The sequence below is a fragment of the Methylobacillus sp. DLP286 genome (genome assembly GCF_056636515.1).
In genome coordinates this window covers 2,959,122-2,984,365 of sequence record NZ_CM153145.1, presented here as the reverse complement: position 1 = coordinate 2,984,365, position 25,244 = coordinate 2,959,122, and the positions used below count along the sequence as shown (strand labels likewise).

Here is a 25,244-nt window from a genome sequence, read left to right as displayed (position 1 = left end):
TGAATCGGCCAGTCTTTTATAGACAGTTTGTTGCCTCAGAAAAGTATTGCCGTTCGTAGTTTACTGGGGAAAGGTTCGCGGCGTGACTATGCCGACGAATCGGGTTGTAGAACATTTCGATGTAGTCAAAGATATCCTGGCGTGCCAGCTCCCTGGTGGGATAAATTCTGCGCCTGATGCGTTCGCGCTTGAGCAACTGAAAAAAGCTTTCTGCGACAGCGTTGTCATGGCAGTTTCCGCGTCGGCTCATGCTGGGTTGTAAATTATGGGAAGCCAGAAAGGCGGCCCATTCGTAGCTGGTAAATTGGCTCCCCTGGTCAGAATGCACCATCACGCTTTGTTTGGGTTTGCGCCGCCAGACCGCTGCCAATAATGCTTGTAGAACCACGTCTTTACTCATGCGGGCATCCATCGACCATCCGACTACCTGGCGCGAGAACAGGTCGACAACCACAGCCAGATAGAGCCAGCCTTCATGCGTGCGGATGTAGGTAATATCAGTTACCCATGCGATATTGGGCGCGGCCACATTAAATTGACGGTCCAGGATGTTGGCCGCCACGTTATGCACGGCACCACTATGGAATCCGGGACGGCGACGATAGCCAACCTGGGCACGCCAGCCACGGCTACGCATCAACCGCGCGACACGATGCCGGCTACAGGATTCTCCCAGGGCCAGCAAGTCGTGGTGCACTTTACGATACCCGTACACTCGGCCACTCTCAAGCCAGGAGGGCTTCATCAGCTCCAGCAAGCGCAGGTCTTCATGATGGCGCTGGCTATAGGGATTGCGCCTCCAGGCGTAATAGCCGCTGGGGTGAACCTCGAGCACTTTACAGAGCCTGCGCACGGGATATTGAGTCGCATATTGCTCAATGAACGCGTACTTTATCCGGACTCCTTGGCAAAGTACGCGGCGGCTTTTTTTAATATGTCGCGCTCTTCGGTCAGACGTTTTACCTCAGCACGCAGGCGTCGAAGCTCAGCGGCCTCACTGCAATCTTGCTCACGCTGCGGTGCCGACTTGCTGTACCGCTTGACCCATGCATACAGGCTGTGGGTCGATACACCAAGCCGCTTGGCCACATCGGCCACCGGACGCTGGTGCTCGGTGATTTGTTTCACCGCTTCGAGTTTGAATTCTTCTGTAAATCGGACCGTGCTCATAATGCTCTCCTCTGTGAGTATTATGAGGCTAAAAAGTGTCTATTAAACTCTGGCCGATTCACCGGGACGTCTACCCGAAGCCATCAATGGACTGTACAAGGCAGAATTAATCCATCGGCGAGCGCCCTGGAAAACCAGGGCCGCTGTCGAGTTGGCAACGCTGGAATGGATCGCTTGGTACAACCATCAGCGCCTGCTCCGGTCTACCGGTATATCAGCCTGCGCAGGCTGAAGACATCTATCTGCAAAAGCACCTGACGCAGCAACAATGAACGCTTTGCTATAACCAAACTGCCTCCTCGGTTGCCGGGACAATTCAATACCCAGCATGGCTCGACTTTGACAAACGCTTAGATCAGATCAAACAATTAAGATTAGCGCATCAAGATGCCCTTCTGAGTAAACGCCTGCTAATGCCCACTGCTTTCGCACTGGCGATCCCAACATCAATTGCCATTACCTTGCTAAGCCTTAAAAGTTCGGCCCAAGGCCTTCTTGCAAGACAACGCTTAGCCTCACTTCCTTTTCTCCGTTAATGTCTTCTCACAGCCTTGCCAGATATCGTCTCATGTTTGTCCTTTCTCCGATTAGGTACATTGAACCGGCTTGGCTTGAATTCAATGTCATACATTACCAAAGGAGAAAGTCATGTTTTCACATAATAAGCGTTTGCAATACACCGTCCATGTCTCGGAGTCCAATCCCGGGTTGGCAAATTTGATGCTTGAACAGTTTGGAGGCCCTCAAGGCGAGCTTGCCGCCGCCTGTCGATACTTCACGCAAGCGATTGCCGAGGATGATCCTGGGCGCAAGGACATGCTGTTCGATATCGCCACGGAAGAGTTAAGCCACCTCGAGATCATCGGCACGATGGTTTGCATGCTGAACAAGGGCGCCAAAGGAAAACTGGCGGAAGGGATCGACAGCGAAGCTGAAATTTATCGTTCATTGTCGGGCGGCAGCAACGATAGCCACATCACGCAACTGCTCTATGGCGCAGGAGCGCCTTTGACCAACTCTGCAGGCGTGCCCTGGTCGGCGGCCTACATTGATACCATAGGCGAGCCGACTGCCGACCTGCGCTCGAATATCGCTGCAGAGGCTCGCGCCAAGATCGTGTATGAACGCTTGATCAACCTGACCACAGACTCGGGAGTCAAAGATGCGCTCACCTTTTTGATGACCCGGGAGATTGCTCACCAGAAATCCTTCGAAAAAGCCTTGTATGCTATCCAGCATAATTTCCCTCCAGGCAAGACGCCCGGAGACCCCCGCTTCACCAATCTCTACCTGAACATGTCCAAGGGAGATGAAATGCGGGGGCCATGGAACCAAGGAGAGCAATGGGAATATGTTCAAGATCCAGGCTCGCTTGGCCAAGGCGGCGGATTGGCTAGCGTTGAACTGAGTACGGATGAAGAAGCACTGAACCTGCAGATGGCGCTGCGCACCCAGTCCAACCCAGAGGGAAACCCCTTGACCGGGGCGGAGTTAGGGATGGGGTCAGGCAAATCCGACGCCTTGCATTGATTCTTTTATTTCCGGCAAGCCCCGCAAGGGGCTTGGCCTTTTCAGGAAACTTTCACTTGATCGACAAGTCTCCCTCCAGGAGGCGCTATCCATATGAGATCGTTACTTGCATTTGCTCTGCTGGCGGTGGCAATGCTTGTCCATGCCGACACAATAGATGAATCCAAAGAGGAAGCGCGACAGCGACAGCAGGTTGAGGCTATCAGACAATACGAGCGCAGCGGGCACCGCGAGCCTTTTGGTGGGGAGCGCGAGCGCCTCGGCAATCCCCCTCAGCCCATTCCCAACGACGCATACGAAGATGGAAGCCAACTCCAACCCCAACGCAAGCAATATGACTGGCAGAAACGGTGACTCTCTTTTTTTAAGAGTCATGGCATAATGCAGAGGCAGGTTATCGATTAGCATTAATTAAACCCTACGGCCCGCATCACCCCCGACAATGCAGAGAGGAAGACTTCCTTGAAAGCACCGACCATGCGTGACCACGCTCCAGATGCTATGGGAGAAGCAGAGTACCAGTTCCTGCTCAAGCTCAGCAATTCCATTCGTCCCCTCGTCAATACCGAAGAAATCAAGCAATGCGTCTGTAAGATGCTGTGCGAGGCGATGCCGGCCGAACGTGCCAGCTATGCCGAGATCAGTGCCGTCGGCGATGCCATGATCAACATCTCCTATCAGCGTCCGGGCATTGCGGAAATCCACGGCAGCTTCGAGCTCGACAAGTTCGGCAAAGGCCTGATGGATCGGCTGCGCATGGGAGAGACGCTCGTCATGCGGGACATCAAGCATGAGGATTCGTTAAGCGAACAAGAGCGCCATGCCTATGCTTCCGTCGGGGTGCAAAGCTATATTGCCGTCCCTTTGATCAAACAATCCACGCTCATGGCAATGCTCTCGATCAATGCCAGCGCTCCCCGGCAGTGGTCTGCGCATGATGTGCTTCTGCTGCAGAAAGCGGCGGAACGTACCTGGGAAACGGTGGAGCGCGCACGCGCGGAGCGTGCCCTCAGCCTCACCGAGATGCGCTCTCAGCAGATTTTTGATTCCATAGATCAAGGCATGTGCATTATCAAGATGGTCTATGATGGCGCAGGCAATCCGATTGACTATATCTTCCTGCATACCAATGCCGCTTTCGCCAACCAGACCGGCCTTGTCAACGTCATCGGGAAAGGCATGCGCGAGTTGGCCCCCCAACATGAGCAAATCTGGTTTGACACCTATGCGCGCATCGACAGAACCGGCGTGCCGGAACGTTTTGAGCACCGGGCGGAAGCGTTAAAGCGCTTTTACGAGGTTTACGGATTCCGCATCGACGAACCGGAACAGCACACGCTCGGCGTCTTGTTCAAGGATATTTCCTCGCGCATAACTACCGAGCAAGCGCTCATCAAGGCCAACAAGGCAAAGGATGATTTTCTTGCCGCGGTGTCTCATGAATTGCGCAATCCGCTGAACCTGATCCTGCTAAATGCGGAGCTGCTGGGACGCCTGCCCGAGGCCAGTTCTCAGCCCATCATCCAACGCGTTGCGGATACGCTGAGCCGTACTGTCAAGAACCTCGCCACCGTGGTGGATGACCTGCTGGACTTGTCGCGCATCAATACCGGCAAGCTGGCGCTGCAACGCAGCCATTACCACCTTGAGAACCTGGTGGAGAGGCTGGCCACCTCCTTCCAGGATGAAGCCAGCCAGAACGCCGTCCCGCTAAGCCTCGAGTTGCAACCCGGGATTGTGATCTACGCCGACTCGACACGGATCGAGCAAGTGATATGGAACCTGCTTTCCAACGCATTGAAATTCACGCCATCAGGCGGCGCCATTCATATTTCCCTGTCGGCACGCGACGAATGGGCGGTGCTGGAGGTGACCGACACCGGCCAAGGCATCCCTGCCGATGTGTTGCCGCATGTCTTCGACATGTTTGTGCAGGAAGACTCTTCTTCCTCGCGGATCAACAACGGCCTTGGCATCGGTCTAGCCCTGGTCAAACAGATTGTGGAGTTGCATCAAGGGAGAGTGGAGGCCTTCTCCCAGGGCAAGGGCATGGGCGCAAGCTTTCGCATCTTCTTGCCGCTGAGTCACTCAGCCACCCAGGAAACCAGCCAAGCGAAACCCGGACCGGAACGACCCATTCGCCTCCTGCTGGTGGAAGACAACGGGAATTCCGCCGAGTTGCTAGCGCAATTGCTCACCCTGGAGGGTTACGCAGTGGATGTTGCATTCGACGGTCAGAGCGGGCTGAAGCAGGCGACCAATGCCAAGCACGGCTATGACCTTATTCTCTCCGATATCGATATGCCCGGCATGGATGGTTTTCAGTTGGCCAGATTGCTGCGCGCGCACGAGAAGACTGCGGCGACACCGCTCATTGCAGTGACCGGCATCGCCCTCCAAGGCAGCCGCGACAAACTATACTCGGCGGGCTTCAATGATGTCGTATCCAAACCCATCACCATCGCTGCAATACACACGGCAGTAAAAAACCTGCTGCGTTAACGCAGCCGCTTGCGGAAACCTCGAAGGCAATGCGGCCATCACTCTTCCTCGTCGCTGCCACTTAAGCAATATTGAGGCTTCGCGGGCACTTGAACCTCTCCTCCATTCCGGGTTCGAACTATTTCCAACGGAATCCAGAAAGGAAAAATGATGGGGCAAGAAAACCAAGCGCCTTTATTCCCGGTCATTACGTTCACCACCACGCCCATCCCTGAAAATGGGCTCATCGTGTTTTCCCCGGCTTACCTGAGCGAATTAGGACAACAGCTGGAAGATGCCATCACGGGGCCGAACTACGCATTCACTGCCGATCAAGCCGTGGCATTGATTCTTGAGCTTCATCGCGCCATTGACCAGATGGAGAACTCGAGTTACCTGAAACGGTCGCTGCAAGACATCTAGCATGTCCTCTATCGCCTTACACAACACCTTTCTCCATCATGCCTGAAAGTGTCTTTTTAATGATAAATGACATAGCGCCTGCCTCTCATGCCGCCGTACCATTCATCAAAAAATCACAGATATTAACCAACGTTATGGACCGCAATCATGGCATTGCATAACTCCTGCAGTGCATAATACGATCTATATAAAATATTCGTATATGTGATGTTGTTCGACAATTAAAATTATCGTTACCTGCTCTAGCTTTTTCATACTGCTTAATAGGAATTTCTAATGAAATGTCCCATGATTCCGCCAGATGAAACCGAACGCTTGCAAGCATTAGCAGCCTATGGATTAGGTTTGGACCGGCCGCTTCCGGCACTTGAACCGGTGGTACAAATCGCTGCCCGCATGTTCAACATGCCAGTGGCAGCCATCAACATGATCGGCAGCGACCATGTGTTTTTCGCGGCCAGTACCGGGGTCGGGAATGTGGACATGAGAAGGGACGTTTCCTTCTGTGCCCATGCCATTAACCAGACCAATGTGATGGTCGTGCCCGATTCCCATCTCGATGAGCGGTTTCACGATAATCCCTTAGTCCTCGGGCCTGCCAATTTGCGTTTCTATGCAGGCGTCCCGTTGATTTCACCTGACGGTCATGCGCTAGGAGCCTTATGTGTGATCGACGGCCAGCCCAGGGAGTTTTCCGGGGAAGATTGCGAGCGCCTGCGCGAACTTGCCAAGATGGCAGTGGATCGCCTCGAGCTGCGCCGCCTGGAAATCTCGACAGAGCAATCTCGCCAGCCGTTCGAGGAGTTCGCGCGCAACTCGCCCACAGCAGTTGTCTGGTTTGATGCCCATCGCAACATTGTGACCTGGAACCAGGCCGCCGCAGCGCTGCATGGTTATCGCCTGGATGAAGGCGAAGGCTTGCTCGTCGATCAATTGATTCCGGAACGGGAACACCCCATTTTCCATCAATTGGTCGCACAAGCGGTAACCACCGGCACCTTCGACGGCATATCCATGCCGGAAGCCACTCATGACCTGCGCAAGGATGGAAGCGAATTCGAACTGGGGCTTTCCCTCTTCTGCTGGCAAGAGCATGGCCAGCTTATTTTCAATGCGCACCTGCAGGACATCACGGCAAAAAAGCGCGAGGAGGCGGAACTGCACCGCTTGGCCACTACCGACCTGCTGACCGGCCTGGCGAACCGCGGCCGCTTTTATCGCGAAGTGGAACAAGCCTTGGTCGCTGCAAAACCGATCGCCGTCTTGATGCTCGACCTCGATGGATTCAAGGATGTGAATGATACGCTGGGGCACGCGGTAGGAGACAGCATCCTCCGCGAAATCGCCCATCGGCTGGAGCATGCGCTGGCAGGCTCCGGCTTGGCAGCCCGCATCGGCGGCGACGAATTCGCGCTGCTATTGCACGAATTAAAGGACCCTGCGGAAGCACAGGCTGTTGCACAAGCCTTGATCGAGGCGCTGGTCGATGCGATTGTGATCGACCATCATGAAATTCGCATCACGGCCAGCTGCGGCGTAGCGATAGCGCCACAACACGCGCAAGAGGCGCTGGAGTTAATCGGTAACGCAGACTTGGCCTTGTTCCATGCCAAGCGCCTCGGCGGGGCGCAATCCTATGTATTCGTCCAAGCCCTCAGGATGGAGGCGGTGGCGCGCCATCTTTATGGCCTGGAATTGCACCGGGCGGTGCACGATGGCGAATTCGTCCTCTTCTACCAACCGCAGATCCGCTTGTCCGACGGATTGTTAGCTGGGGCTGAGGCGCTGATCCGCTGGCGGCACCCCGAGCGCGGCTTGCTGTCACCGGCGGCTTTCCTGCCTGCGTTGGAAAACGGACCTCTGGCGGCAACGGTAGGCAACTGGGTGCTGGATGAAGCCTGCGCCCAAGTGGCGCAATGGCGGCGACAAGGCTTGGCGGACTTCCGCATGGGGGTCAACCTGTTCGGCGCACAGTTCCGGGTGGACGACCTTGCGAAGACGGTCATCTCTATGCTTGAGCGCCACGGATTGCCGCCCTCGGCGTTGGAATTGGAAATCACGGAAAATATCGTGCTCGAGCATGACGAGTTGGCACTCGAATCCATACGCCGTTTGCGGGAGGCCGGCGTCGGCATCGCCTTTGACGATTTCGGCACAGGATACGCGTCGCTCAGCCTGCTCAAACATTACCCCTTAAGCCGTATCAAGATAGACCGCTCTTTTGTCCAGGGAATGCTGGAGTCGCAACAGGACAAGGCCGTCGTCAATGCCGTGATTGATATGGCGAACGCATTTTCGCTGGATACGATTGCGGAAGGCATTGAAACTGCGGAACAACAAAAGGCCTTGCTTGAAATTGGCTGCTCCGAAGGCCAGGGATATCTTTTCTCCCGCCCTTTGTCTGCCATCCAGTTCGCTGACATGTTCGGCTTGGATCACTACCTATCCAGACGGGCTTGAATCGGCTATCAAGATAGCAGATCGGACAACGCCGCTCAGCAAGCGTCGGCTGCAAATTCTTGGGATGCTCAGTCATCTTCTCTGACAAAACCCCAGCTCTTGCACAGCCATTACTTGATCTTATCCCGGCCGTTTCCAATGCAAAAGCGAGGGGTAATTTTCCCAATTAGCGGAAGAATTTTGATCGCCTATTTAATAGATCACATTCAAAATTAAGGGCGTGAGCAGCTACTGCCATGCATGCTGCAAGCGGCGGCTTTCACCAAAATTAAACTTCCTGGTTACAGTAAGCTCCAAGCAATAACCAATATTATCCTGACATATTGACGATTACCATTTTTTCTATTTTTGACCTCGACCATGTTGTTTCTGAATAAGTGGCGATGTTGTGATCGCCTTGATTTAAACATGAATTGATATGATCGCCAACCTGGCTTCCAGAAGCGGTAGTTTTATCATTTTTCTTTCATTGTATTGATATATTCATTGTTTTATTTTTAAGGTTAATTTGAATATAATGCCGGATCGAAGTGAATTAATTCAGATGATTTCAAAGAATGATTGCTGCATTTCTTCACTGGCGGTATCTTGAAATTATTTCCACATGACCACAAACAGGACTGACTCATGGCAACTATTGATACAAAAAGAGAAAAGCTGAAGCAAAAGATTTCCGCTCTGACAGAGCAATTGGAAGCGCTGGAAAAAAAACCAGTGGAATTGAACCGTCAAAGCGAAGGCATGCCAGAACTGATCGCCGCATTTGACGCAGTAGTCAAATCGCACAAGGTTGCCGCGGTCGACGTATTCGAAGTATTGCTCAAGGCAAAAAGAACCGGGCTGACGCTGGTGAAAAAGGCTTAATCCAGGTCAGTTTTATCCAAGGGCGGACAGGGTTCCGCCTTTTTTATTGCCCTTGACAACAGTTTTTACAACAGCCAGTCGATGGGCATTATCGACAATATTCTCACAAAAAAACGCTGCATCAGGGTGGTGCCCGGGTCAACGCTGTACCGCTGCTCCACCCCGTCCTGGTATGACAGCCAATACAAGCGGTTATTTTCATCCAGCCGGACTTCATAAGCGCTCTCCGGCACATCCGCCTTGAATGCCTGTTCCATCTGCTGGGCCAGTCCCGGGCTTTCGATCATGAAGCCAAGTTCTGTATTGAGCTGCGCTGAACGCGGGTCGAAATTGAACGAGCCGATAAATACGCGCGAACGGTCAATGGTAAAAGTCTTGGCATGCAAACTGGAACCCGAACTGCCCAGTGCCCCCAGATACTTAGCCATGCCGCTTCCAGCCACCTGGCTGCGCATTTCGTACAGCCGTATGCCGGCCTGCAACAACGGCTTACGCCACTTTGCGTAGCCCGCATGCACCGCCGCCACGTCGGTAGATTCGAGCGCATTGGTCAGGATGCGGATATTGATGCCCTTCCTGGCGAGCGCGGAAAACCCATCGACCCCGGCCTGGGTCGGCACGAAATAAGGAGAGACAAGGTCGACGCTCTCTTTCGGGTTGCGCAGGATGCGGGCCAGGTTGAACACCATCAGCTCATCCTTTTTTGCCTCTCCGGTAATCTTGTCCGGACTATCGCTGATCAGCTCCACCTTGGACCAATCGAATGCATGCTGACCCTTGATGAAATCGTGGATGAACTGGCTTTCTTTCAATGCCTTGAGGTAGCCTTGCCCAGTGACGGTTTTTTCCGCCTTGTCTGCCGCAGCGCTCAATGCTTGCAACTCCTCATCGCTTGGGGCGGGAATCAGCACGCTCAAGGGGTAGGCTGATGCGCTGGCCCAGTAGCGGTCGAAATCCTGAGAGGTGTCGTCCACTACAGCGCCGATCGCCATGACATCGAGGTCTGCAAACAATATGCCGTCCGTCGCGCCGAAATACTCATCGCCGACATTGCGTCCGCCGATAATGGTCACCATGTTGTCGGCAGTGAACGACTTGTTGTGCATGCGGCGGTTGAGGCGCGAGAAATCCGTGAGAAAGCCCAGCGGCTTGAATGTTCGGAAAGGGAAAGGATTGAACAGGCGGACTTCGATATTGGGATGCTTGTTGAGCGCAGCCAGCCTGGCATCCATTTCACGACCGCTGATGCCGTTATCGTCCAGCAACAGCCTTACCCGGACGCCACGCTCCGCCGCTTTGCGCAATGCTTCGAGGAACAGTATGCCCGTATTGTCGTTGCGCCAGATGTAATATTGAACATCTAGGGTCTTTTGCGCGGAATGGGTTAACAGCATGCGCGCTGCAAAAGCACTGTAGGCATCCAGCAAAGGCATGATGCCGGATTCGCCCGGATGGGCGGCCTTGAGCGGCCGCATGGTCTGGCCCAACTGCGTGTCCGCCACCTCCTCCACCCGGAGCGCCATGGAAGGCGGCTTGTCGCTCTCACGCACCTGAGGCAAGCCGCATGCGAACAATGGCACGAGAAGTATCAGCATGATGCCTCGCTGACACCAGGCCATGCCAGCATGCAGCCAATCCAGCTTGTTCAACCGTCTGGCCGGGGAGGCCCTCATGCTGCCATCTTCTTCATATTCTGGTTCTCTTTAAGAATAAGCCGGATGAGCTTAGCTGTGTGACACATAAATTGCCTCTCGGGTTCTTTGCGCATCATGAGAAAAATTAAGCCTTGCAGGGAAGATTGGAACAATCCTGGCAGACTATAATTAATGCATAATACAAACACCAGCAATTCACTATTCGATGGAAAAGGAGAACCGCATTATGACCAGCCACACTCGGCAATGGGGGTCGCAATCCTGGCTTTGGCTGTTTATTGTTGTCTTTATCAGCGCGGCGCTGCTTTACTACCTTTTCGGTGGGCCGGCAGTCCCTGATAGTGCGGAGCAACGCAATGATCGGGCGGCGATACAGGATTGCTGGAAGCGCCATGCCAATTCCGCGCTTTCGCCCACGGAACTGAAATATGTCGCTGAAGCCTGCGAATTCATGGAAAACGAATTTGTCCTGAAATACCGGCAAAACCCCTGATCAGGGACCTGATTCAGAATCACAGCCGCCACCTCACATGGCATATATTGGGGCACTCAAAAACGACTGAATACTAAAGGAAAAAATAACAACGCACGGTGCATCTGCCCGCCTCCTTTCAATATCTACTGCGTAAAGCTTCCCGGCTGGAAAATGCCGGATGCAGCGCGCTGATGAACAAGCATTTGTGAAACGCACCTTGTGAATTTACTGCACACTAGGTATGCGGGCGGCCAGTTGGCAGACACCATCTATTTTGTGACAATAATGAACAAAAGCGAAGCATATCGCCGCACTATCAGTAAGCAACAGAAATTGATCGTATCGGGGAATTTATTTGGGAAAGAACGCACATGGAAAGAATTCCATTATTGCAAGCACAGGTTGAAGCAATGGCAAGACAGTTGAACCAACGCACGCTGGAAAGCCTGGAATACCGCATTCTCATGAAGGCTGTCGTCGCGGCCCACCCCGACAAGGATACGTTATCGTCCTGCATTCAAGAACAACGGGACCGGCTTGTCGAGCAAGGCATCATTGGCAATATTGTCGAGGGGGACCGCGAATATCTCAATGAATATATAGAAAAATGGCTGGATCTCTGCCAGCAATGAGCCAGCCTAAAAGGGCTCGACCTAGGGGCATTTAACCTTATTGAAAAACACCTTACCGTAACCGTCACGTGCGCTGTCCGGATTATCCGCAGGATAAGCCACCACTTTATAATCATCGCCTGCATAGCGGATCGCCTCTTCCGCTATTGGCTGAAAATCCTCAAGCGCACTCACGCTCTCATCTAGTGGCCGTATGGTGAAACCGTCTATTTCCATTTCCACCTCATGATGGGGCGAGGGCGTCTTGAGCTTGGCAATCAAGCTTTCCATTTCATTTGCCTCACTTCTCCACGTACCCTGATGCGGCCTCTATAGAGACAGATGCATTCGCAAGGTCTGGACGCTCCGCCTCGAACTGGGCTTTGCCGATGCGGTACGCCTCCTCCACATCGGCCGCATCGACGTCATTGCTCCATAACGGCGGCTCGACAGCCGAGTGTTCTTTGTAGCGCACATTGACCGTAAATAACGCCATCTCGCGTCGCCCTCCCTCAATGCAACGCGTTGTCCGCATCGGAGGGAATATGGCCGCGCCAGCCGCCGGCAGGCGCCTTGCGTGATTCCAGCAACTGACGGTAACGCTCAAGGTCTTCCGCAATCTTGAGCTCCAGCACACCCATCATGCTGGCGGCCGTTTCAGCCACGGTGTCGGTTTCATATTCAATTTCTAGACGCACGCGGGTGGAATGGACATCTACATGCTGGAAGGATACGACTCCAGTATTGCGTATGCCGGAAACGCTGCGCCACGCGATATGGTCGTCCGGCACCTGCTCGGTAATCTCGGCTTCCCATTCGACGGCCTTCCCGCCGATCTGCGCAAGCCACCAGACATGCCTGTCGTCCAGCTGTTTTACATTGACTACACTATCCATGAAGTTGGGAAAGGTCTCGAACTGGGTCCACTGGTTATAGGCAATATTCACAGGAACCTTGACGTCTATGGTTTTTTCAATGGTCGGCATATCAGACTCCATGCACACTTTACAAGAATGAAAACCAGTGTAATCGCCGTGCTATTCATGCAAGAGCTGGCTTACTCCTAAAAGCATGTCAGAAAAACCAACTATTTTTTGCAGATTCGCGTCAAGACCGTATCCCCGCATGAGAATTTCATATAAAAAGTTGCGCGCTGACACAATCTTGAGTTAATTTTTCGAATACCCATACTGTCCATGCCGGAATGCTAGGCAGCATGGCTCGCAATTTGATCTCTCGCCAAGTTTGAAAGGTTTCCCCCCCGGATGGAGCACACGCCACTCATTGCCACCATAGTTGGAGGCCTGGTACTGGCTTTTATTTTCGGCATACTGGCCAACCGCCTGAAGATGCCGCCGCTTGTTGGCTACCTGATTGCAGGGGTCGTCGTGGGCCCGCATACCCCGGGGTTTGTCGCTGACGCCAACCTTGCCCATGAACTATCGGAAATCGGCGTCATCCTGCTCATGTTCGGCGTAGGCCTGCATTTTTCGCTGCGCGACCTGCTTTCGGTCAAATCGATTGCCATTCCCGGCGCTATCGTGCAGATCGCCATTGCCACGCTGCTCGGCCTTTCAATGGCATTGGCGATCGGCTGGCCGCTGGGAGAAGGCCTGATCTTCGGCCTGGCGCTGTCCACAGCCAGCACCGTCGTATTGCTCACCGCCTTACAGGAACGGCGCATCCTGGAAACCAAGCGCGGGCAGATCGCGATTGGCTGGCTCATCGTGGAAGACATTGCCATGGTGCTCACCCTGGTGCTGGTGCCTGCGTTGAGCGGCATACTGGGCGGCGAGGGCAACAACCTGGACGGCAGCGCCCTCCTCAACACCATGGCGTTGACCATAGGCAAGGTGATCGCCTTTGTCGCCGTGATGCTGCTGGTCGGCCGCCGCATCATCCCTTGGCTGCTGGCACGCACTGCCGCCACCGGGTCACGCGAACTGTTCCGGCTCGCCGTGCTCGCGATCGCCCTCGGGTTTGCGCTGGGCGCCACCTATATTTTCGGGGTATCGTTCGCGCTGGGCGCGTTCTTTGCGGGCATGATCCTGAGCGAATCAGAGCTCAGCCACCGCGCCGCGGAAGAATCCCTGCCGTTGCGCGATGCGTTTGCCGTATTGTTTTTTGTCTCGGTCGGCATGCTGTTCGACCCCTCCATCCTCTTTCGCGAGCCCTGGCTCATTCTCGCCACCCTCTTCATCATCGTCATCGGGAAATCATTGGCCGCCTTCGGGATCGTGCTGGCCTTCCGCCATCCATTGGGCACTGCGTTGACGATTTCTGCCAGCCTGGCGCAGATTGGCGAGTTCTCATTCATCTTGGCCTCCCTTGGAGGCTCGCTGGGCCTGCTGTCAGACACCGGACGCGACTTGATCCTAAGCGGCGCGATCCTCTCCATCCTGATCAATCCGTTGCTGTTCGCCTGGCTTGATCGCCTGAAGCCGTGGCTGCTCAACCGCGAAGAGAAGCGTCCCCTCAAGGGCGAAAGCGGCGCACGCACCATATCGTATCCCCACCTGCACGCCCATGCCGTCCTGGTGGGCTATGGACGCGTCGGCAAGCTGGTAGGCGCGTCGCTACGCCAGCAAGACCAGCCGTTCATCGTGCTGGAAGACCAACCTGAAACAGTCCAGGCCCTGCGCGAGCAGGGTACCCCGGCCTTGTGCGGCAATGCCGCGGCGCCCGGCATGATGGAAGCCGCCAATCTCAAGTCCGCGCGCTGGCTGCTGGTCGCCATCCCTGACGCGCTAGAAGCAGGACAAATCATCGAGCACGCCCGCAAGATCAACCCGCAGATCGAAGTCGTGGCGCGCGCGCATTCCGACGCCCAGATCGAGCACCTGGAAAAACATGGCGCGTCCTACACCATCATGGGAGAAAGGGAAATCGCCAAGGGCATGGCGAACTGGGTGCGCGCCGGCGTGGAATGGTAGTCCTGCGACTTGGCGCTAGCCGGGCTTCCGGTACGGCGCACGCTCGTCCAGCTCTTGCTGGTAGTGGCTGACGCCAACGCCTTCCCGTGAGACAAAGCGCCTGACCGCAGCCTCGAAATCGGCATGGGTGATATGATGGAATGAACAGGTTTCCCGCGCCACGAATCCGCGTGCCAACTTATGCTCCCCTTGGGCGCCGCCCTCGAAGAAGCGGATACCCTGCTCGATGCAGAACTCCTGCGCCTGGTAATAGCACAGCTCGAAATGCAGGTTGGGGACATAAGCCAATGCGCCCCAATAGCGTCCATACAGGCAATCCGCATCGTACAGGTTGAGCGCTGCACCGATACGCCGGCCGTCACGCTCCGCTAACACCAGCATCACGTTGTCCGGCAGGCGCTCGCCCAGCTCGTGGAAAAATGCCTGGGTCAGATAAGGGCTGGAACGGTGCTCGAGATAGGTATTGAGATAGCACTTGTAGAAAAAATCCCACTCGCGCTCGCTGATATCGCACCCGCGCAGGCGCCGGCAGCTCACCCCGGCCGCACCGACCTTCTTGCGTTCCTGGCGGATTTTCTTGCGCTTGTCATGCGTAAGGGTCATGAGGAACTCGTCAAAGCCGGCAAACCCCTGATTCTGCCAGCGGAACTGCACTCCCTGGCGCCTGAGCCAGCCTTGGCCTGACAACATATCTGCATTTTTCGCGTCGGGAAACAGGACATGGACAGACGACAGCTGCAAGCGGTGCGCCGTATCGCGCAGGATATCCGCCATCCGCGCTTGCAGCACGGCATCATGCGACAATAGCCGCGCACCCGTAATCGGCGTGAAAGGCACTGCCGCCACCAGCTTGGGGTAATACTCCAGCCCATGCTGGGCATAAGCGTCCGCCCAAGACCAGTCAAATACATATTCTCCGTAGGAATGATGCTTGAGGTAGAGGGGCACGGCCCCTGCCAATTTGCCGTCGCGCCTGAATACCAACGGCATGGGTTGCCAGCCGGTGCCCTCGCCAACCGAACCGCTATGCTCCAACGCACTGAGGAAAGCGTGGCTGAGCAAGGGAGACCCATCCGTCAGCGCATTCCATTGCGCACTATCCAGCTCGCTCACGCCTGCGGCGATTTCAAGCTCGATGTTCATGGCGTCTCAACCGGTGAGAACCGCCATGGCCGAGTTGCGGCAATTCCATATGCGCTGACTTTGCACCGAATGAGAAAAGACACCTTACTCTCCAATACTGGCGACACTCTAGAGTATCAGGATAATACGGCGGAAGCAGGCGAAAAAACACCACTACCGCCGGTTGACGCGATAGTGGTGAAGCGGAGGAGAGGTTGAAATATTGGCAGCCATGGGCGTCGCAAAATCGCGACACCCGTGGTTAACACTTGTGGCTTAATACTACTTGCGCTTGCCCGCTGAATCGACGCCATGACCGATGACGCCGCCAATTGCTGCCCCGCCCACGGTGCCGAACGAACTCCCGCCCGTCAGCACCGCTCCCGCTACGCCGCCAATGGCGGCACCCGTAGCCGCATTCTTTTGGCGCGTGGACAATCCGGAACAACCGCTCAACATGGCAAGCAACAATAACCCTGCAATCGTTTTCTTCATTTCATTTTCCTTTCAAATTCCAGGTATTCACCCGTTACTGTTCAGATTGCAAAAACTAGGCCATTAATGATTTTTAAATTAAAATCAATTAGTTGATTATAAAATTCACAACCAAGGGAGAGGAAAAGTTGAAAAATTGTCGCCAATAAAAGACAAAAGAAAAGCACTGTCCCGGCAAGGCAGTGCTCAAAGGTTTCACAAGGAAGATTTATTATTGGAATTCAGTCATAGCGCCCGCTTGGGAACGGCAACGCTCACATCCTTTACATCGTGCAGCGGCGCTGGTTCAGCCACATCCTGCAATTCTTTGTCCTTCTTCTCGAGCGCCTTGTGCTGACGCTCGGCAATCTGAGCCTGCATGACCTCAAGCTCGTTCATCGTAATCACGCCGTCGCCATTGAGGTCGAACTGTATGAAATGACGAGCCACCTGGGGAAGCATTTCCACCGCTTCCTCACGTGAAATCACCCCGTTGCCGTCTTTGTCAGCTTCTTGAAAACGCTCCAGAATGCGCTGGCGCATCATGCGCCTACGTTCTTCAATCTGAGCATGGGCAGCATCGACGCTGCGAGAGTATTCGTAAAGATCGCGCCGCAAGCGCTGGCGATCCTCACCAGAAATTTTTGCATCCAGGGTTTGATGGATATGTGCCGTCGGCACTTCCTGCGCATCGGCCGCCATATCGTCATTTGCATAACGTACGTTCGCAGCATGGACGACGCCGGCAACGCCCAGCAATACTGCTGTCATTACCAGCTTATGATGCCAAACCAGATCAGTTACCATCAACATAAAGCTAAACCGTACACTTGCAAGATCATATGATTCGCTCGCCTCTGTTTTAAGCTTACTTGCGCCCTCGCCAGCGGCTAACAATATGCCTGGCTCAGTAACCATTCAACCTCGCCATTGATGCAAAAATGTACTGGCAAGCAGTTGAATGAGGCGACATCATCCCTCATTGATGTAAACTGAGTGTTTCATATCGGCTTCTCATTGTAAAAAATTGTAACAATTATTGTGTGGGATTTTCCACCTTATGCAAACCCATAAGCTGGCAATAAAGAGAATCAGCACAAAGACGATGGAACCTGTAAATAATACTTTTCATCCACCCCCATTTCCGCAGAAAATATGGCTATGCAGACACCTTCGAAAAAAATATTAATGGTGGACGACGACTTGCGCATGCGCGAGTTGTTGCAACGTTATCTGGGCGAACAGGGCTTTTCGGTAAAAGCCGTCTCCGATGCCGGAGAAATGGACCAAGTGCTTGCCCATGAGCATGTGGATTTGCTGGTACTCGACCTCATGCTCCCGGGAGAGGACGGTCTTGCCATTTGCCGCCGCCTTCGCGCCAACGGCAGCACCATCCCAGTCGTCATGCTCACCGCACGCGGAGACGAGATAGACCGCATCATCGGCTTGGAGATGGGAGCGGACGACTACCTGCCCAAGCCGTTCAACCCGCGCGAGCTGCTCGCCCGCATCAATGCGGTCCTACGCCGCCACAGCCGGCTCCCGCCCGGCACGCCGGTGGCAGAGGCGGAACACATCAGCTTCGGCGAGTTCATCTTCGACCCCTCGACACGCACGCTGACCAAGAACGGCGAACCCGTCACCATTACCAGCGGCGAATTCGCCCTGCTCAAGGTATTCGTCGACCATCCGCGCCAGCCATTGTCGCGCGACCGCCTCATGCAATTGGCCCGCGGACGCGAACTGGATGTGTTCGACCGCAGTATCGACGTGCAGGTATCCCGCCTGCGCCGCCTGATCGAGCCGGACCCATCCCATCCGCGCTACCTGCAGACCATGTGGGGGTTCGGCTATGTCTTCGTTCCCGATGGCGAAACCCAGAAAAGCTAGTGTCGCGCCTCCGTGAGCCTGTTGCCCCGCACCCTTCTCGCACGCGTCATGCTGCTGATCGCCCTGTTGCTCGCAGCGGGACAGTTCGCGGCATTAAAGCTGTTCGACTACTTCGAAAGCGAGCCGCGCGCCATGGCGGCGGCGCTGCAGGCGATCACTGTCGTCAACTATACCCGCGCCTCCCTGCTCGCCGCGCATGAAAACCGCAGGCTGGCCTTGCTTTCGGAGCTATCCGGACGCGAAGGCGTGCGGATTTACGCCGCGGACATGCTCGAGGAAATCGAGCCGCTTCCCAACGATCACCTCATCCGCCTGATCGCGGAAAAAATCCGCGAGCGCCTGGGCAAGGACACGCTCGTCGTATTGAACCACTTCGGCATACCCGGCCTTTGGGTCAGCTTCAGCCTGGGACAAGACGATTATTGGGTAGTGATTCCGCGCATCCAGGTAGACCGCCCGTTCCCTTGGCAATGGCTGGGCTGGGGCGCCCTCGTCATCATGCTGTCATTGCTCGGCGCCTACCTGATCGCCTCGAATATCCATCATCCGCTGCGCTTGCTAGTGAAAGCGGCAGGACGGCTTAGCAGCGGTGAATACCCACCGCCATTACCCGAAGAAGGCGCACATGAGCTGCGTGAAGTCAGCCGCACCTTCAACGAAATGACCGAGGCGCTGGTACGGCTGGACAACGAACGGACCTTGCTGCTGGCCGGCATCTCGCATGACCTGCGCACCCCGCTGGCGCGCCTGCGCCTCTCCGTGGAAATGCTGCCTGACGAGTACTGCGCCAGCCTCAAGGCCGGCATGATCCAGGACATCGGCGACATGGACAGCATCATCCACCAGTTCCTGGATTTTGTGCGCGGGATCGAAGGCGAGCCGACGCAGATTATGGACCTCAACGCATTGCTTACCTCGATTGCAGACCGCCATATCCGCGCAGGCCGCAAATTGACCATGTCCCTGGCGCCGACCCATCTGATTCCCGTGCGCCCGCTAGCCATGCAGCGGCTGCTCACCAACCTGATCGACAATGCCTTTGCCTATGGCGGCGGTGAAGTCACGGTCAGCACGCGCATCACGGCAGGCAACATCATTCTCAGTGTATTAGATAACGGCCCAGGCATCCCTGCCTCGCAGATGGAACGCCTGCTGCGGCCATTCGAGCGCCTGGACACTGCGCGCGGCAACAAAAGCGGCAGCGGCCTGGGATTGGCGATCTCCGACCGCATCGCCAAGCTGCACAAGGGCCAGCTCACCCTGCTCAACCGCCCGCAGGGAGGCCTGGAAGCCAGGCTTACCCTGCCGATACAGCCTCAGGTGACGGCGCAAACCAAGCAAGCTTTTCGCGTAAACGCACAACCTCGCCGACAATAATCAGGCAAGGCGCGCGCAACCCTGCGTGCTCCACCAGCCCGGGCAATGTCGCCAACGTGCCCTCCACTACCCGCTGCCGCTGCGTGGTGCCTTGCTGGATGATGGCGATGGGTAGATTTTCGGAAGCGCCGTGAGCTTGCATTTGCCGACATATCTCGGGCAAGCCCACCAATCCCATATAAATCACGACTGTCTGGTTCGGGCGCACAAGGGCATGCCAATCCAGGTTGACCGAACCGTCCTTGAGGTGCCCGGTCGTGAACAGGCACGACTGCGCATAGTCCCGGTGGGTCAGCGGGATTCCGGCATAGCTGGATACTCCGTTCGCTGCCGTGATGCCGGGCACCACCTGGAACGGGACGCCGTTCTCCATCAGCGTCTCTATCTCTTCGCCGCCACGGCCGAAAATGAACGGGTCGCCGCCCTTCAGGCGCAATACGCGCTTGCCTTCCTGGGCAAGGCGTACCAATAGCTGATTGATGTCCTCTTGCGGCAAGGTATGCTGGTCGCGCGACTTGCCCACATAAATCAGCTCGGCGTCCCGCCGTACCAACTCCATGACTTCCTTGCTCACGAGTTTGTCGTAGACGCACACATCCGCTTGCTGCATCAGGCGCAGGGCGCGGAAAGTCAGCAGGTCTGGATCTCCCGGGCCGCCGCCGACAAGATAGACTTCGCCATGATTCAGCTCACCACTCCCTGCCAGCAATTGCTCCATGGCATGCCGCGCCGCAGACTCCTGTCCGGACAATACCTGTTCGCCTATCGCTCCCTGGAACACATCTTCCCAGAAAATCCGCCGCTGCTGCCCGGTACTGAACCGCCGCTTCACTGCCTCGCGGAACTCGGCGGCAAATGCTGCCAAACGGCCGTAGGCGGCAGGAATCATGGTTTCAATCCGGGTGCGCAGCAGGCGTGCGAGCACTGGCGCAGCCCCGCCGCTGGACACCGCCACCAGCAGTGGAGAGCGGTCCACGATCGAAGGCACGATGAATGTACAAAGTTCAGGCGCATCCACCACATTCACAGGAATATTGCGTGCCTGCGCCGCCTGGGAAACGGCGCGGTTCACCTCGGCATCGTCCGTCGCGGCAATCACAACCGCAGCGCCATCCATCTGCGATGGCTCGAATACCAAGGCAAAATGACGTATCCGCCCTTCTGCCAGCCATTGCATCAACGTAGGGTGCAACTCAGGCGCCACCACCGTGATGTCGGCCCCGGCTTTTTCCAACAGGCTGACCTTGCGGCTGGCAACATCGCCTCCTCCGACCACAAGGCAGGGTCGATTGCGCAGTTTCATGAAGATAGGCAGTGTTTCCATGCATGGCATTTTATTCCATTTCCAACTTAATACGAGACTAGGCGCGACGACACGGACAGTGCAATTGCACGGCAAGGAGGAGCAACACCGTATCGGATTAATTGGAAATGGGATTACTCTGCGATTGGCTTTCCGCAGCAGCTAAGCTAAAATGAGGCCTTACCCTACTGTTTTTCTTACGCTATTTTGCAGCCTGCGACGTCCACCTTCTACTCCTCCCGCGCCTCGAGCGCAGCCTGACCTGCTGTATGAATCCGCCGAAAAGAATTTTCATCAAAACCTTTGGCTGCCAGATGAACGAGTACGACTCGTCGCGCATGCTCGACATGCTGCATGCCGCAGAAGGCATGCAGACCACCGAAAACCCGGAAGAGGCCGACGTCATCCTGCTCAATACCTGCTCGGTGCGCGAAAAGGCCCAGGAGAAGGTGTTCAGCCATTTGGGGCGCTTTGCGCCGCTCAAGGAAAAGAACCCCAACCTGGTGATCGGCGTAGGCGGCTGCGTTGCAAGCCAGGAGGGCGAAAGCATCGTGGCGCGCGCGCCTTATGTCGATGTCGTCTTCGGCCCGCAGACCTTGCACCGCCTGCCGGACATGATCCAGTCCAAGCGCAAGACCGGCATTTCGCAGGTCGACATCAGCTTCCCGGAAGTGGAGAAGTTCGACCACCTGCCGCCGCCGCGGGTGGAAGGCGCCGCGGCGTTCCTCTCCATCATGGAGGGCTGCAGCAAATATTGTACGTTCTGCGTCGTTCCCTACACGCGCGGCGACGAAGTCTCGCGCCCGTTCGATGACATCCTCACCGAGGCGATCCAGCTTGCCGAGCAGGGCGTCAAGGAAATCACCCTGCTCGGGCAGAACGTCAATGGCTACCGCAGCGAAACTGCGGAAGGCGAAACCGCAGACCTGGCGCTGCTGATCGAGTACCTGGCCGAGATCCCGGAAATCGAGCGCATCCGCTACACCACCTCGCATCCGAATGAAATGACCCCTGCGCTGATTGATTGCTACGCCCGCATTCCCAAGCTGGTATCGCACCTGCACCTGCCGGTTCAGACTGGCTCGGACCGCGTGCTCATGAACATGAAGCGCAATTACACTACATTGCAGTACAAATCCATCATCCGCAAGCTGCGTGCGGCGCGGCCGGACATTTGCATCACTTCGGACTTCATCATCGGCTTCCCGGGCGAAACCGAGCAGGATTTCGAAGCCACCATAAAGCTGATGCGCGATGTCGGCTTTGATTTCAGCTTCAGCTTCGTTTACAGTCCGCGTCCCGGCACGCCTGCCTCCTACCTGCCCGACGATTGCAGTGCAGAGGAAAAGCAGTCACGCCTGTCACGCCTGCAGGCGCTCAATGAAGCGCAGGGCAAGGCCGTTAGCGCCTCCATGGTAGGCAGCGTACAGCGTGTGCTGATCGAAAGCGTTTCCGCCAAGAGCGACAGCGAACTCGCCGGGCGCACCGACAACAACCGCATCGTCAATTTCCCTGGCGATGCCGCCTTGATCAACCAGTTCGTCAACGTAAGAATTACCGAAGCCCTTTCACATACCCTGCGAGGAGAGTTGGTCTAACAATATGCCGGTAGACATTACCCTACAACCTGAAGACAACATGCGCCTCGCCAACCTGTGCGGCGCGCTGGACGAGAACCTCAAGCAGATCGAAGATGCGCTGGATGTCGGCATCTCGCGGCGCGGCGCGCATTTCCGCTTTTCCGGGGAGCAAGGCAATACCCGCCTCGCCGCACAATTGGTCGAGAACTATTACGAGCGTGCGGGCAAGCCCATCAGCCTGGAGGAAATCCAGCTGGGGCTAGTCGAACTTGACCGCCTGTCGCCCGACGAGGTCGCTACGCCTATGACTACCCTGATGACCCGGCGGCAGGACCTGCACGGACGCACGCCGCGCCAGGTCAGCTACCTGCAGCAGATCCAGGATTTCGACATCACCTTCGGCATCGGCCCCGCCGGCACCGGCAAGACCTATCTCGCGGTTGCCAGCGCCATCGACGCCATGACGCGCGACCGAGTCAAGCGCATCGTGCTGGTGCGCCCGGCAGTGGAAGCCGGCGAGCGCCTGGGCTTCCTGCCGGGCGACCTCTCGCAGAAAGTGGACCCTTACTTGCGCCCGCTCTATGACGCTTTGTATGACCTGGCAGGCTACGACAGCGTCAACAAGATGTTCGAACGCGGCGCGATCGAAGTCGCCCCGCTCGCCTATATGCGCGGCCGCACCCTCAACCAGAGCTTCATCATCCTAGACGAGGCGCAGAACACCACGCCGGAACAGATGAAGATGTTCCTCACCCGCATCGGCTTCGGCACCAAGGCCGTCATCACCGGCGACGTTACCCAGATCGACCTCGCGCGCGGGCAGAAAAGCGGGCTGGTGGAAGCACAGAAGGTACTCAAGGATGTGCGCGGCATCGCCTTCACGCAATTCCTTTCCGAGGACGTGGTACGCCATCCGCTAGTGCAAAAAATCATCAATGCCTACGAACGCTACGACAGCGAACGGCATGCGCAGCCCAATGCAGGCAAATCTGGAGCCGACGGCAAACCCGGCACGGACAAGGAATAACCGCCATGCCCAAGCTCGCCATGAGTGTTCAATACGCTAGCGAAAACGACGGCCTTCCCAGCGAGAAGCAATTCCGCCGCTGGGCGCGCGCCACCCTGCGCGTGGATACCGAAGCGACCTTGCGCATCGTCGATGAAGAGGAAGGCCGCATGCTCAACCGCGACTACCGCGGCAAGGATTACGCCACCAACGTACTGACCTTCCCCCTGGTGGAAGAGCCATGGCTGGTCGGCGACATCATCCTCTGCGCCCCGGTGGTCGCCAGGGAAGCGCATGAACAAAACATCACACTGGAAGCGCATTACGCACACCTCACCGTGCATGGCATACTGCACATGCACGGCTATGACCACGAAGAGGAACACCAGGCCGAACTGATGGAATCGATAGAATCCGCCACCATGGTCCGGCTTGGCTATGCAGACCCTTATTTATCAGAAAAACGGAAGCCTTAATCCATCATCATGGCAGAACCCGACAAACGTAGCGCGAACGACAAACCCCATTGGCTGGAACGCCTGACCCACTTCCTGCTGCGCGAGCCTGAAGACCGCGAGCAGCTCATCGAACAACTCCACACCGCCTATGCCAACAGCGTTCTCGATGCCGATGCGCTGGCCATGATAGAAGGCGTATTGCAGGTTTCCGAAATGCAGGTGCGCGACATCATGATCCCGCGCTCGCAAATGGACGTCATCGACATCACCGACCCGCCCGAGAAATTCATCCCGTTTGTCATCGAAGCCGCGCACTCCCGCTTTCCCGTCATTGACGAAAACAAGGACGACGTCATCGGCATCCTGCTTGCAAAGGACTTGTTGCAGTTCTACAGCGGCAAGGACTTCAACGTGCGCGAGATGCTGCGCCCCGCCGTGTTCATCCCCGAATCCAAGCGCCTCAATGTCCTGCTCAAGGAATTCCGCAGCAACCGCAACCATATCGCCATCGTCGTCGACGAATACGGCGGCGTGGCCGGCATGGTCACTATCGAGGATGTGCTGGAGCAGATCGTCGGCGATATCGAGGACGAATTCGACGAAGACGAGAACGAAGACAACATCATCCAGGACGCGCATGGCCGCTATCGCGTCAAGGCGCTCACCGAAATTGCCGATTTCAACGAGGCCCTGGGCACCGAGCTCAGCGACGAGGAATTCTCCACCATAGGCGGCCTGGTGGTGAGCAAGTTCCAGCACATGCCCAAGCGCGGCGAAGAAGTCAGTTTCGACAACCTCAATGTCACGGTATTGCGCGCCGACAGCCGCCGCGTTTATTCCCTGCTGGTCGAAGTCGTTCCACCCGTACAGAATGAAAGCGGGCTGTAACAAGGGAGCTCTTCACTGAGAACGCCCAATAAGCCATTGTTGCAACAGGAACTTCAGCTCAAAATCGCTATCAAAACTGTCTGACACCTTGAATAGGGAGTTACGTGATGCGTATCGTGTGGTTTACCCTGTTATTGTCTCTGTCCTCTAGCCCGCTCCTGGCGGAAGAAAGCCAGCAGCCGTTGAAGACCGCCATCCCCACGGCTGAAACCGAATTTGTCCAGAACATCCATCAGTTCGACAAGGCCACGATCGTCGCCCAGTTCGGAGAGCCCGCCAGTAAGCAGGACTATCACCGGCCGGGCACGGACGAGCTTATGGCTTCTGTCTGGCAATACCACTACATCAATACCGATCTTGAGGGCAGTTATTACCAGACCACCGAGCTCGATTTCATCGGCGACAACGTGGTCATGGTGGTATTCATGAACCATGATGGCAAGGACGACAGCGAGTCCTCACCCAATCCGTTTACTCCCGACCTATAGTCCCAGCGTCACAACACAATAAAAAAGCCGGAATTTATCCGGCTTTTTTATTGCGA

At 55.9% G+C, this 25,244-nt stretch carries 25 protein-coding genes and 1 pseudogene; 16 read left to right on the top strand and 10 right to left on the bottom strand.

The annotated features are described in order from the left end of the window. Nucleotides 1-16 precede the first annotated feature (16 nt). Nucleotides 17-1,170 (bottom strand): IS3 family transposase gene (locus ACWXTG_RS14355; protein ID WP_480219770.1). Its coding sequence is split into 2 segments (ribosomal slippage): nucleotides 17-936 and nucleotides 936-1,170, totalling 1,155 coding nucleotides; the frame shifts between segments, so codons are not numbered across the junction. Between the two features lie 70 nt (nucleotides 1,171-1,240). Here ACWXTG_RS14355 and ACWXTG_RS14350 point away from each other — a divergent pair. Then, nucleotides 1,241-1,442: pseudogene (locus ACWXTG_RS14350) on the top strand (IS3 family transposase); the annotation flags it as partial. Nucleotides 1,443-1,818: 376 nt separating this feature from the next. Continuing rightward, nucleotides 1,819-2,700 carry a manganese catalase family protein gene (locus ACWXTG_RS14345; RefSeq protein ID WP_480220289.1) on the top strand — a complete coding sequence of 294 codons (882 nt, stop codon included), beginning with the start codon at nucleotides 1,819-1,821 and terminating at the stop codon, nucleotides 2,698-2,700. 102 nt (nucleotides 2,701-2,802) lie between these two features. Here the strand turns inward: ACWXTG_RS14345 and ACWXTG_RS14340 are convergent, their stop codons facing one another. After that, nucleotides 2,803-3,108, bottom strand: a complete 306-nt coding sequence (locus tag ACWXTG_RS14340; protein WP_480220288.1) for a hypothetical protein — start codon at nucleotides 3,106-3,108, stop codon at nucleotides 2,803-2,805. A gap of 54 nt (nucleotides 3,109-3,162) precedes the next feature. Between ACWXTG_RS14340 and ACWXTG_RS14335 the strand changes: the two genes are divergently transcribed. The 4 genes from ACWXTG_RS14335 to ACWXTG_RS14320 all read left to right on the top strand — a co-directional run bounded on the left by ACWXTG_RS14335 (nucleotide 3,163) and on the right by ACWXTG_RS14320 (nucleotide 8,928). Continuing rightward, a complete protein-coding gene (locus ACWXTG_RS14335; RefSeq protein WP_480220287.1) occupies nucleotides 3,163-5,202 on the top strand; it encodes a hybrid sensor histidine kinase/response regulator in 2,040 nt (679 codons plus the stop codon). A 147-nt stretch (nucleotides 5,203-5,349) separates the two neighbouring features. Further along, a complete protein-coding gene (locus tag ACWXTG_RS14330; protein ID WP_480220286.1) occupies nucleotides 5,350-5,604 on the top strand; it encodes a hypothetical protein in 255 nt (84 codons plus the stop codon). Nucleotides 5,605-5,880: 276 nt separating this feature from the next. Continuing rightward, entirely contained in the window at nucleotides 5,881-8,064 is a 2,184-nt protein-coding gene (locus ACWXTG_RS14325) for a putative bifunctional diguanylate cyclase/phosphodiesterase (protein ID WP_480220285.1), read from the top strand. Nucleotides 8,065-8,691: 627 nt separating this feature from the next. Further along, nucleotides 8,692-8,928 carry a hypothetical protein gene (locus ACWXTG_RS14320; RefSeq protein ID WP_309564554.1) on the top strand — a complete coding sequence of 79 codons (237 nt, stop codon included), beginning with the start codon at nucleotides 8,692-8,694 and terminating at the stop codon, nucleotides 8,926-8,928. Nucleotides 8,929-8,993: 65 nt separating this feature from the next. Here ACWXTG_RS14320 and ACWXTG_RS14315 read toward each other — a convergent pair whose 3' ends face one another. Beyond that, entirely contained in the window at nucleotides 8,994-10,523 is a 1,530-nt protein-coding gene (locus ACWXTG_RS14315; RefSeq protein ID WP_480220284.1) for a phospholipase D-like domain-containing protein, read from the bottom strand. 286 nt (nucleotides 10,524-10,809) lie between these two features. On the opposite strand from ACWXTG_RS14315, the gene ACWXTG_RS14310 reads away from it, so the two are divergent. Continuing rightward, entirely contained in the window at nucleotides 10,810-11,076 is a 267-nt protein-coding gene (locus ACWXTG_RS14310) for a hypothetical protein (protein WP_480220283.1), read from the top strand. A gap of 392 nt (nucleotides 11,077-11,468) precedes the next feature. Continuing rightward, complete coding sequence (locus ACWXTG_RS14305; protein ID WP_309564551.1) at nucleotides 11,469-11,690, top strand: hypothetical protein; 222 nt, start codon at nucleotides 11,469-11,471, stop codon at nucleotides 11,688-11,690. Between the two features lie 21 nt (nucleotides 11,691-11,711). Here ACWXTG_RS14305 and ACWXTG_RS14300 read toward each other — a convergent pair whose 3' ends face one another. The 3 genes from ACWXTG_RS14300 to ACWXTG_RS14290 are packed head-to-tail and all read right to left on the bottom strand — an operon-like array spanning nucleotide 11,712 to nucleotide 12,655. Next, nucleotides 11,712-11,960: a hypothetical protein gene (locus ACWXTG_RS14300; protein ID WP_309564550.1), complete on the bottom strand. Its 249-nt coding sequence runs from the start codon at nucleotides 11,958-11,960 to the stop codon at nucleotides 11,712-11,714. A 10-nt stretch (nucleotides 11,961-11,970) separates the two neighbouring features. Further along, nucleotides 11,971-12,165 (bottom strand): hypothetical protein, encoded by a 195-nt coding sequence (locus tag ACWXTG_RS14295; protein WP_480220282.1) that lies wholly within the window; start codon nucleotides 12,163-12,165, stop codon nucleotides 11,971-11,973. Between the two features lie 16 nt (nucleotides 12,166-12,181). Beyond that, entirely contained in the window at nucleotides 12,182-12,655 is a 474-nt protein-coding gene (locus ACWXTG_RS14290) for an SRPBCC family protein (RefSeq protein ID WP_480220281.1), read from the bottom strand. A 279-nt stretch (nucleotides 12,656-12,934) separates the two neighbouring features. On the opposite strand from ACWXTG_RS14290, the gene ybaL reads away from it, so the two are divergent. Next, complete coding sequence (gene ybaL, locus ACWXTG_RS14285) at nucleotides 12,935-14,602, top strand: YbaL family putative K(+) efflux transporter (protein ID WP_480220280.1); 1,668 nt, start codon at nucleotides 12,935-12,937, stop codon at nucleotides 14,600-14,602. 15 nt (nucleotides 14,603-14,617) lie between these two features. Here ybaL and ACWXTG_RS14280 read toward each other — a convergent pair whose 3' ends face one another. From ACWXTG_RS14280 to ACWXTG_RS14270, 3 genes are all read right to left on the bottom strand, one after another. Continuing rightward, nucleotides 14,618-15,745 (bottom strand): GNAT family N-acetyltransferase, encoded by a 1,128-nt coding sequence (locus ACWXTG_RS14280; protein WP_480220279.1) that lies wholly within the window; start codon nucleotides 15,743-15,745, stop codon nucleotides 14,618-14,620. 261 nt (nucleotides 15,746-16,006) lie between these two features. After that, on the bottom strand, nucleotides 16,007-16,219 hold the full coding sequence (locus ACWXTG_RS14275; RefSeq protein WP_407995159.1) for a lipoprotein: 213 nt from the start codon (nucleotides 16,217-16,219) through the stop codon (nucleotides 16,007-16,009). Between the two features lie 225 nt (nucleotides 16,220-16,444). Next, a complete protein-coding gene (locus tag ACWXTG_RS14270; RefSeq protein ID WP_480220278.1) occupies nucleotides 16,445-17,116 on the bottom strand; it encodes an EF-hand domain-containing protein in 672 nt (223 codons plus the stop codon). Between the two features lie 237 nt (nucleotides 17,117-17,353). Between ACWXTG_RS14270 and ompR the strand changes: the two genes are divergently transcribed. Continuing rightward, the gene (gene ompR, locus ACWXTG_RS14265; protein ID WP_407995157.1) at nucleotides 17,354-18,088 is read left to right on the top strand and encodes an osmolarity response regulator transcription factor OmpR; all 735 of its coding nucleotides are present in this window, start codon (nucleotides 17,354-17,356) and stop codon (nucleotides 18,086-18,088) included. 12 nt (nucleotides 18,089-18,100) lie between these two features. Continuing rightward, a complete protein-coding gene (locus tag ACWXTG_RS14260) occupies nucleotides 18,101-19,465 on the top strand; it encodes an ATP-binding protein (protein ID WP_480220277.1) in 1,365 nt (454 codons plus the stop codon). Here the strand turns inward: ACWXTG_RS14260 and cysG are convergent. Continuing rightward, nucleotides 19,386-20,789 carry a siroheme synthase CysG gene (cysG, locus tag ACWXTG_RS14255; protein WP_480220276.1) on the bottom strand — a complete coding sequence of 468 codons (1,404 nt, stop codon included), beginning with the start codon at nucleotides 20,787-20,789 and terminating at the stop codon, nucleotides 19,386-19,388. The genes ACWXTG_RS14260 and cysG overlap by 80 nt on opposite strands. A gap of 248 nt (nucleotides 20,790-21,037) precedes the next feature. Between cysG and miaB the strand changes: the two genes are divergently transcribed. From miaB to ACWXTG_RS14230, 5 genes are all read left to right on the top strand, one after another. Continuing rightward, nucleotides 21,038-22,366, top strand: coding sequence for a tRNA (N6-isopentenyl adenosine(37)-C2)-methylthiotransferase MiaB (miaB, locus tag ACWXTG_RS14250; protein WP_480220275.1), 1,329 nt, complete (start codon nucleotides 21,038-21,040; stop codon nucleotides 22,364-22,366). Nucleotides 22,367-22,370: 4 nt separating this feature from the next. Then, nucleotides 22,371-23,375, top strand: a complete 1,005-nt coding sequence (locus ACWXTG_RS14245; protein ID WP_309564539.1) for a PhoH family protein — start codon at nucleotides 22,371-22,373, stop codon at nucleotides 23,373-23,375. A gap of 5 nt (nucleotides 23,376-23,380) precedes the next feature. Further along, complete coding sequence (ybeY, locus tag ACWXTG_RS14240) at nucleotides 23,381-23,830, top strand: rRNA maturation RNase YbeY (RefSeq protein ID WP_480220274.1); 450 nt, start codon at nucleotides 23,381-23,383, stop codon at nucleotides 23,828-23,830. A gap of 9 nt (nucleotides 23,831-23,839) precedes the next feature. Further along, nucleotides 23,840-24,700 (top strand): HlyC/CorC family transporter, encoded by an 861-nt coding sequence (locus tag ACWXTG_RS14235; RefSeq protein ID WP_480220273.1) that lies wholly within the window; start codon nucleotides 23,840-23,842, stop codon nucleotides 24,698-24,700. A 107-nt stretch (nucleotides 24,701-24,807) separates the two neighbouring features. Further along, nucleotides 24,808-25,188: a hypothetical protein gene (locus ACWXTG_RS14230; RefSeq protein WP_480220272.1), complete on the top strand. Its 381-nt coding sequence runs from the start codon at nucleotides 24,808-24,810 to the stop codon at nucleotides 25,186-25,188. The last annotated feature ends 56 nt before the right edge of the window (nucleotides 25,189-25,244 follow it).

Excerpts from the sequence above, each read along its gene's own strand:
- ACWXTG_RS14320 (WP_309564554.1), top strand. The coding sequence starts at position 8,692 with ATGGCAACTATTGATACAAAAAGAGAAAAGCTGAAGCAAAAGATTTCC.
- miaB (WP_480220275.1), top strand. The coding sequence starts at position 21,038 with ATGAATCCGCCGAAAAGAATTTTCATCAAAACCTTTGGCTGCCAGATG.
- ACWXTG_RS14280 (WP_480220279.1), bottom strand. The coding sequence starts at position 15,745 with ATGAACATCGAGCTTGAAATCGCCGCAGGCGTGAGCGAGCTGGATAGT.
- ACWXTG_RS14340 (WP_480220288.1), bottom strand. The coding sequence starts at position 3,108 with ATGCTAATCGATAACCTGCCTCTGCATTATGCCATGACTCTTAAAAAA.
- ACWXTG_RS14290 (WP_480220281.1), bottom strand. The coding sequence starts at position 12,655 with ATGCCGACCATTGAAAAAACCATAGACGTCAAGGTTCCTGTGAATATT.
- ACWXTG_RS14245 (WP_309564539.1), top strand. The coding sequence starts at position 22,371 with ATGCCGGTAGACATTACCCTACAACCTGAAGACAACATGCGCCTCGCC.
- cysG (WP_480220276.1), bottom strand. The coding sequence starts at position 20,789 with ATGGAAACACTGCCTATCTTCATGAAACTGCGCAATCGACCCTGCCTT.
- ACWXTG_RS14310 (WP_480220283.1), top strand. The coding sequence starts at position 10,810 with ATGACCAGCCACACTCGGCAATGGGGGTCGCAATCCTGGCTTTGGCTG.
- ACWXTG_RS14305 (WP_309564551.1), top strand. The coding sequence starts at position 11,469 with ATGGCAAGACAGTTGAACCAACGCACGCTGGAAAGCCTGGAATACCGC.
- ACWXTG_RS14300 (WP_309564550.1), bottom strand. The coding sequence starts at position 11,960 with ATGGAAAGCTTGATTGCCAAGCTCAAGACGCCCTCGCCCCATCATGAG.
- ACWXTG_RS14325 (WP_480220285.1), top strand. The coding sequence starts at position 5,881 with ATGAAATGTCCCATGATTCCGCCAGATGAAACCGAACGCTTGCAAGCA.
- ACWXTG_RS14230 (WP_480220272.1), top strand. The coding sequence starts at position 24,808 with ATGCGTATCGTGTGGTTTACCCTGTTATTGTCTCTGTCCTCTAGCCCG.
- ybaL (WP_480220280.1), top strand. The coding sequence starts at position 12,935 with ATGGAGCACACGCCACTCATTGCCACCATAGTTGGAGGCCTGGTACTG.
- ACWXTG_RS14270 (WP_480220278.1), bottom strand. The coding sequence starts at position 17,116 with ATGGTTACTGAGCCAGGCATATTGTTAGCCGCTGGCGAGGGCGCAAGT.
- ACWXTG_RS14295 (WP_480220282.1), bottom strand. The coding sequence starts at position 12,165 with ATGGCGTTATTTACGGTCAATGTGCGCTACAAAGAACACTCGGCTGTC.
- ompR (WP_407995157.1), top strand. The coding sequence starts at position 17,354 with ATGGCTATGCAGACACCTTCGAAAAAAATATTAATGGTGGACGACGAC.
- ybeY (WP_480220274.1), top strand. The coding sequence starts at position 23,381 with ATGCCCAAGCTCGCCATGAGTGTTCAATACGCTAGCGAAAACGACGGC.
- ACWXTG_RS14345 (WP_480220289.1), top strand. The coding sequence starts at position 1,819 with ATGTTTTCACATAATAAGCGTTTGCAATACACCGTCCATGTCTCGGAG.
- ACWXTG_RS14315 (WP_480220284.1), bottom strand. The coding sequence starts at position 10,523 with ATGCTGATACTTCTCGTGCCATTGTTCGCATGCGGCTTGCCTCAGGTG.
- ACWXTG_RS14330 (WP_480220286.1), top strand. The coding sequence starts at position 5,350 with ATGATGGGGCAAGAAAACCAAGCGCCTTTATTCCCGGTCATTACGTTC.
- ACWXTG_RS14235 (WP_480220273.1), top strand. The coding sequence starts at position 23,840 with ATGGCAGAACCCGACAAACGTAGCGCGAACGACAAACCCCATTGGCTG.
- ACWXTG_RS14275 (WP_407995159.1), bottom strand. The coding sequence starts at position 16,219 with ATGAAGAAAACGATTGCAGGGTTATTGTTGCTTGCCATGTTGAGCGGT.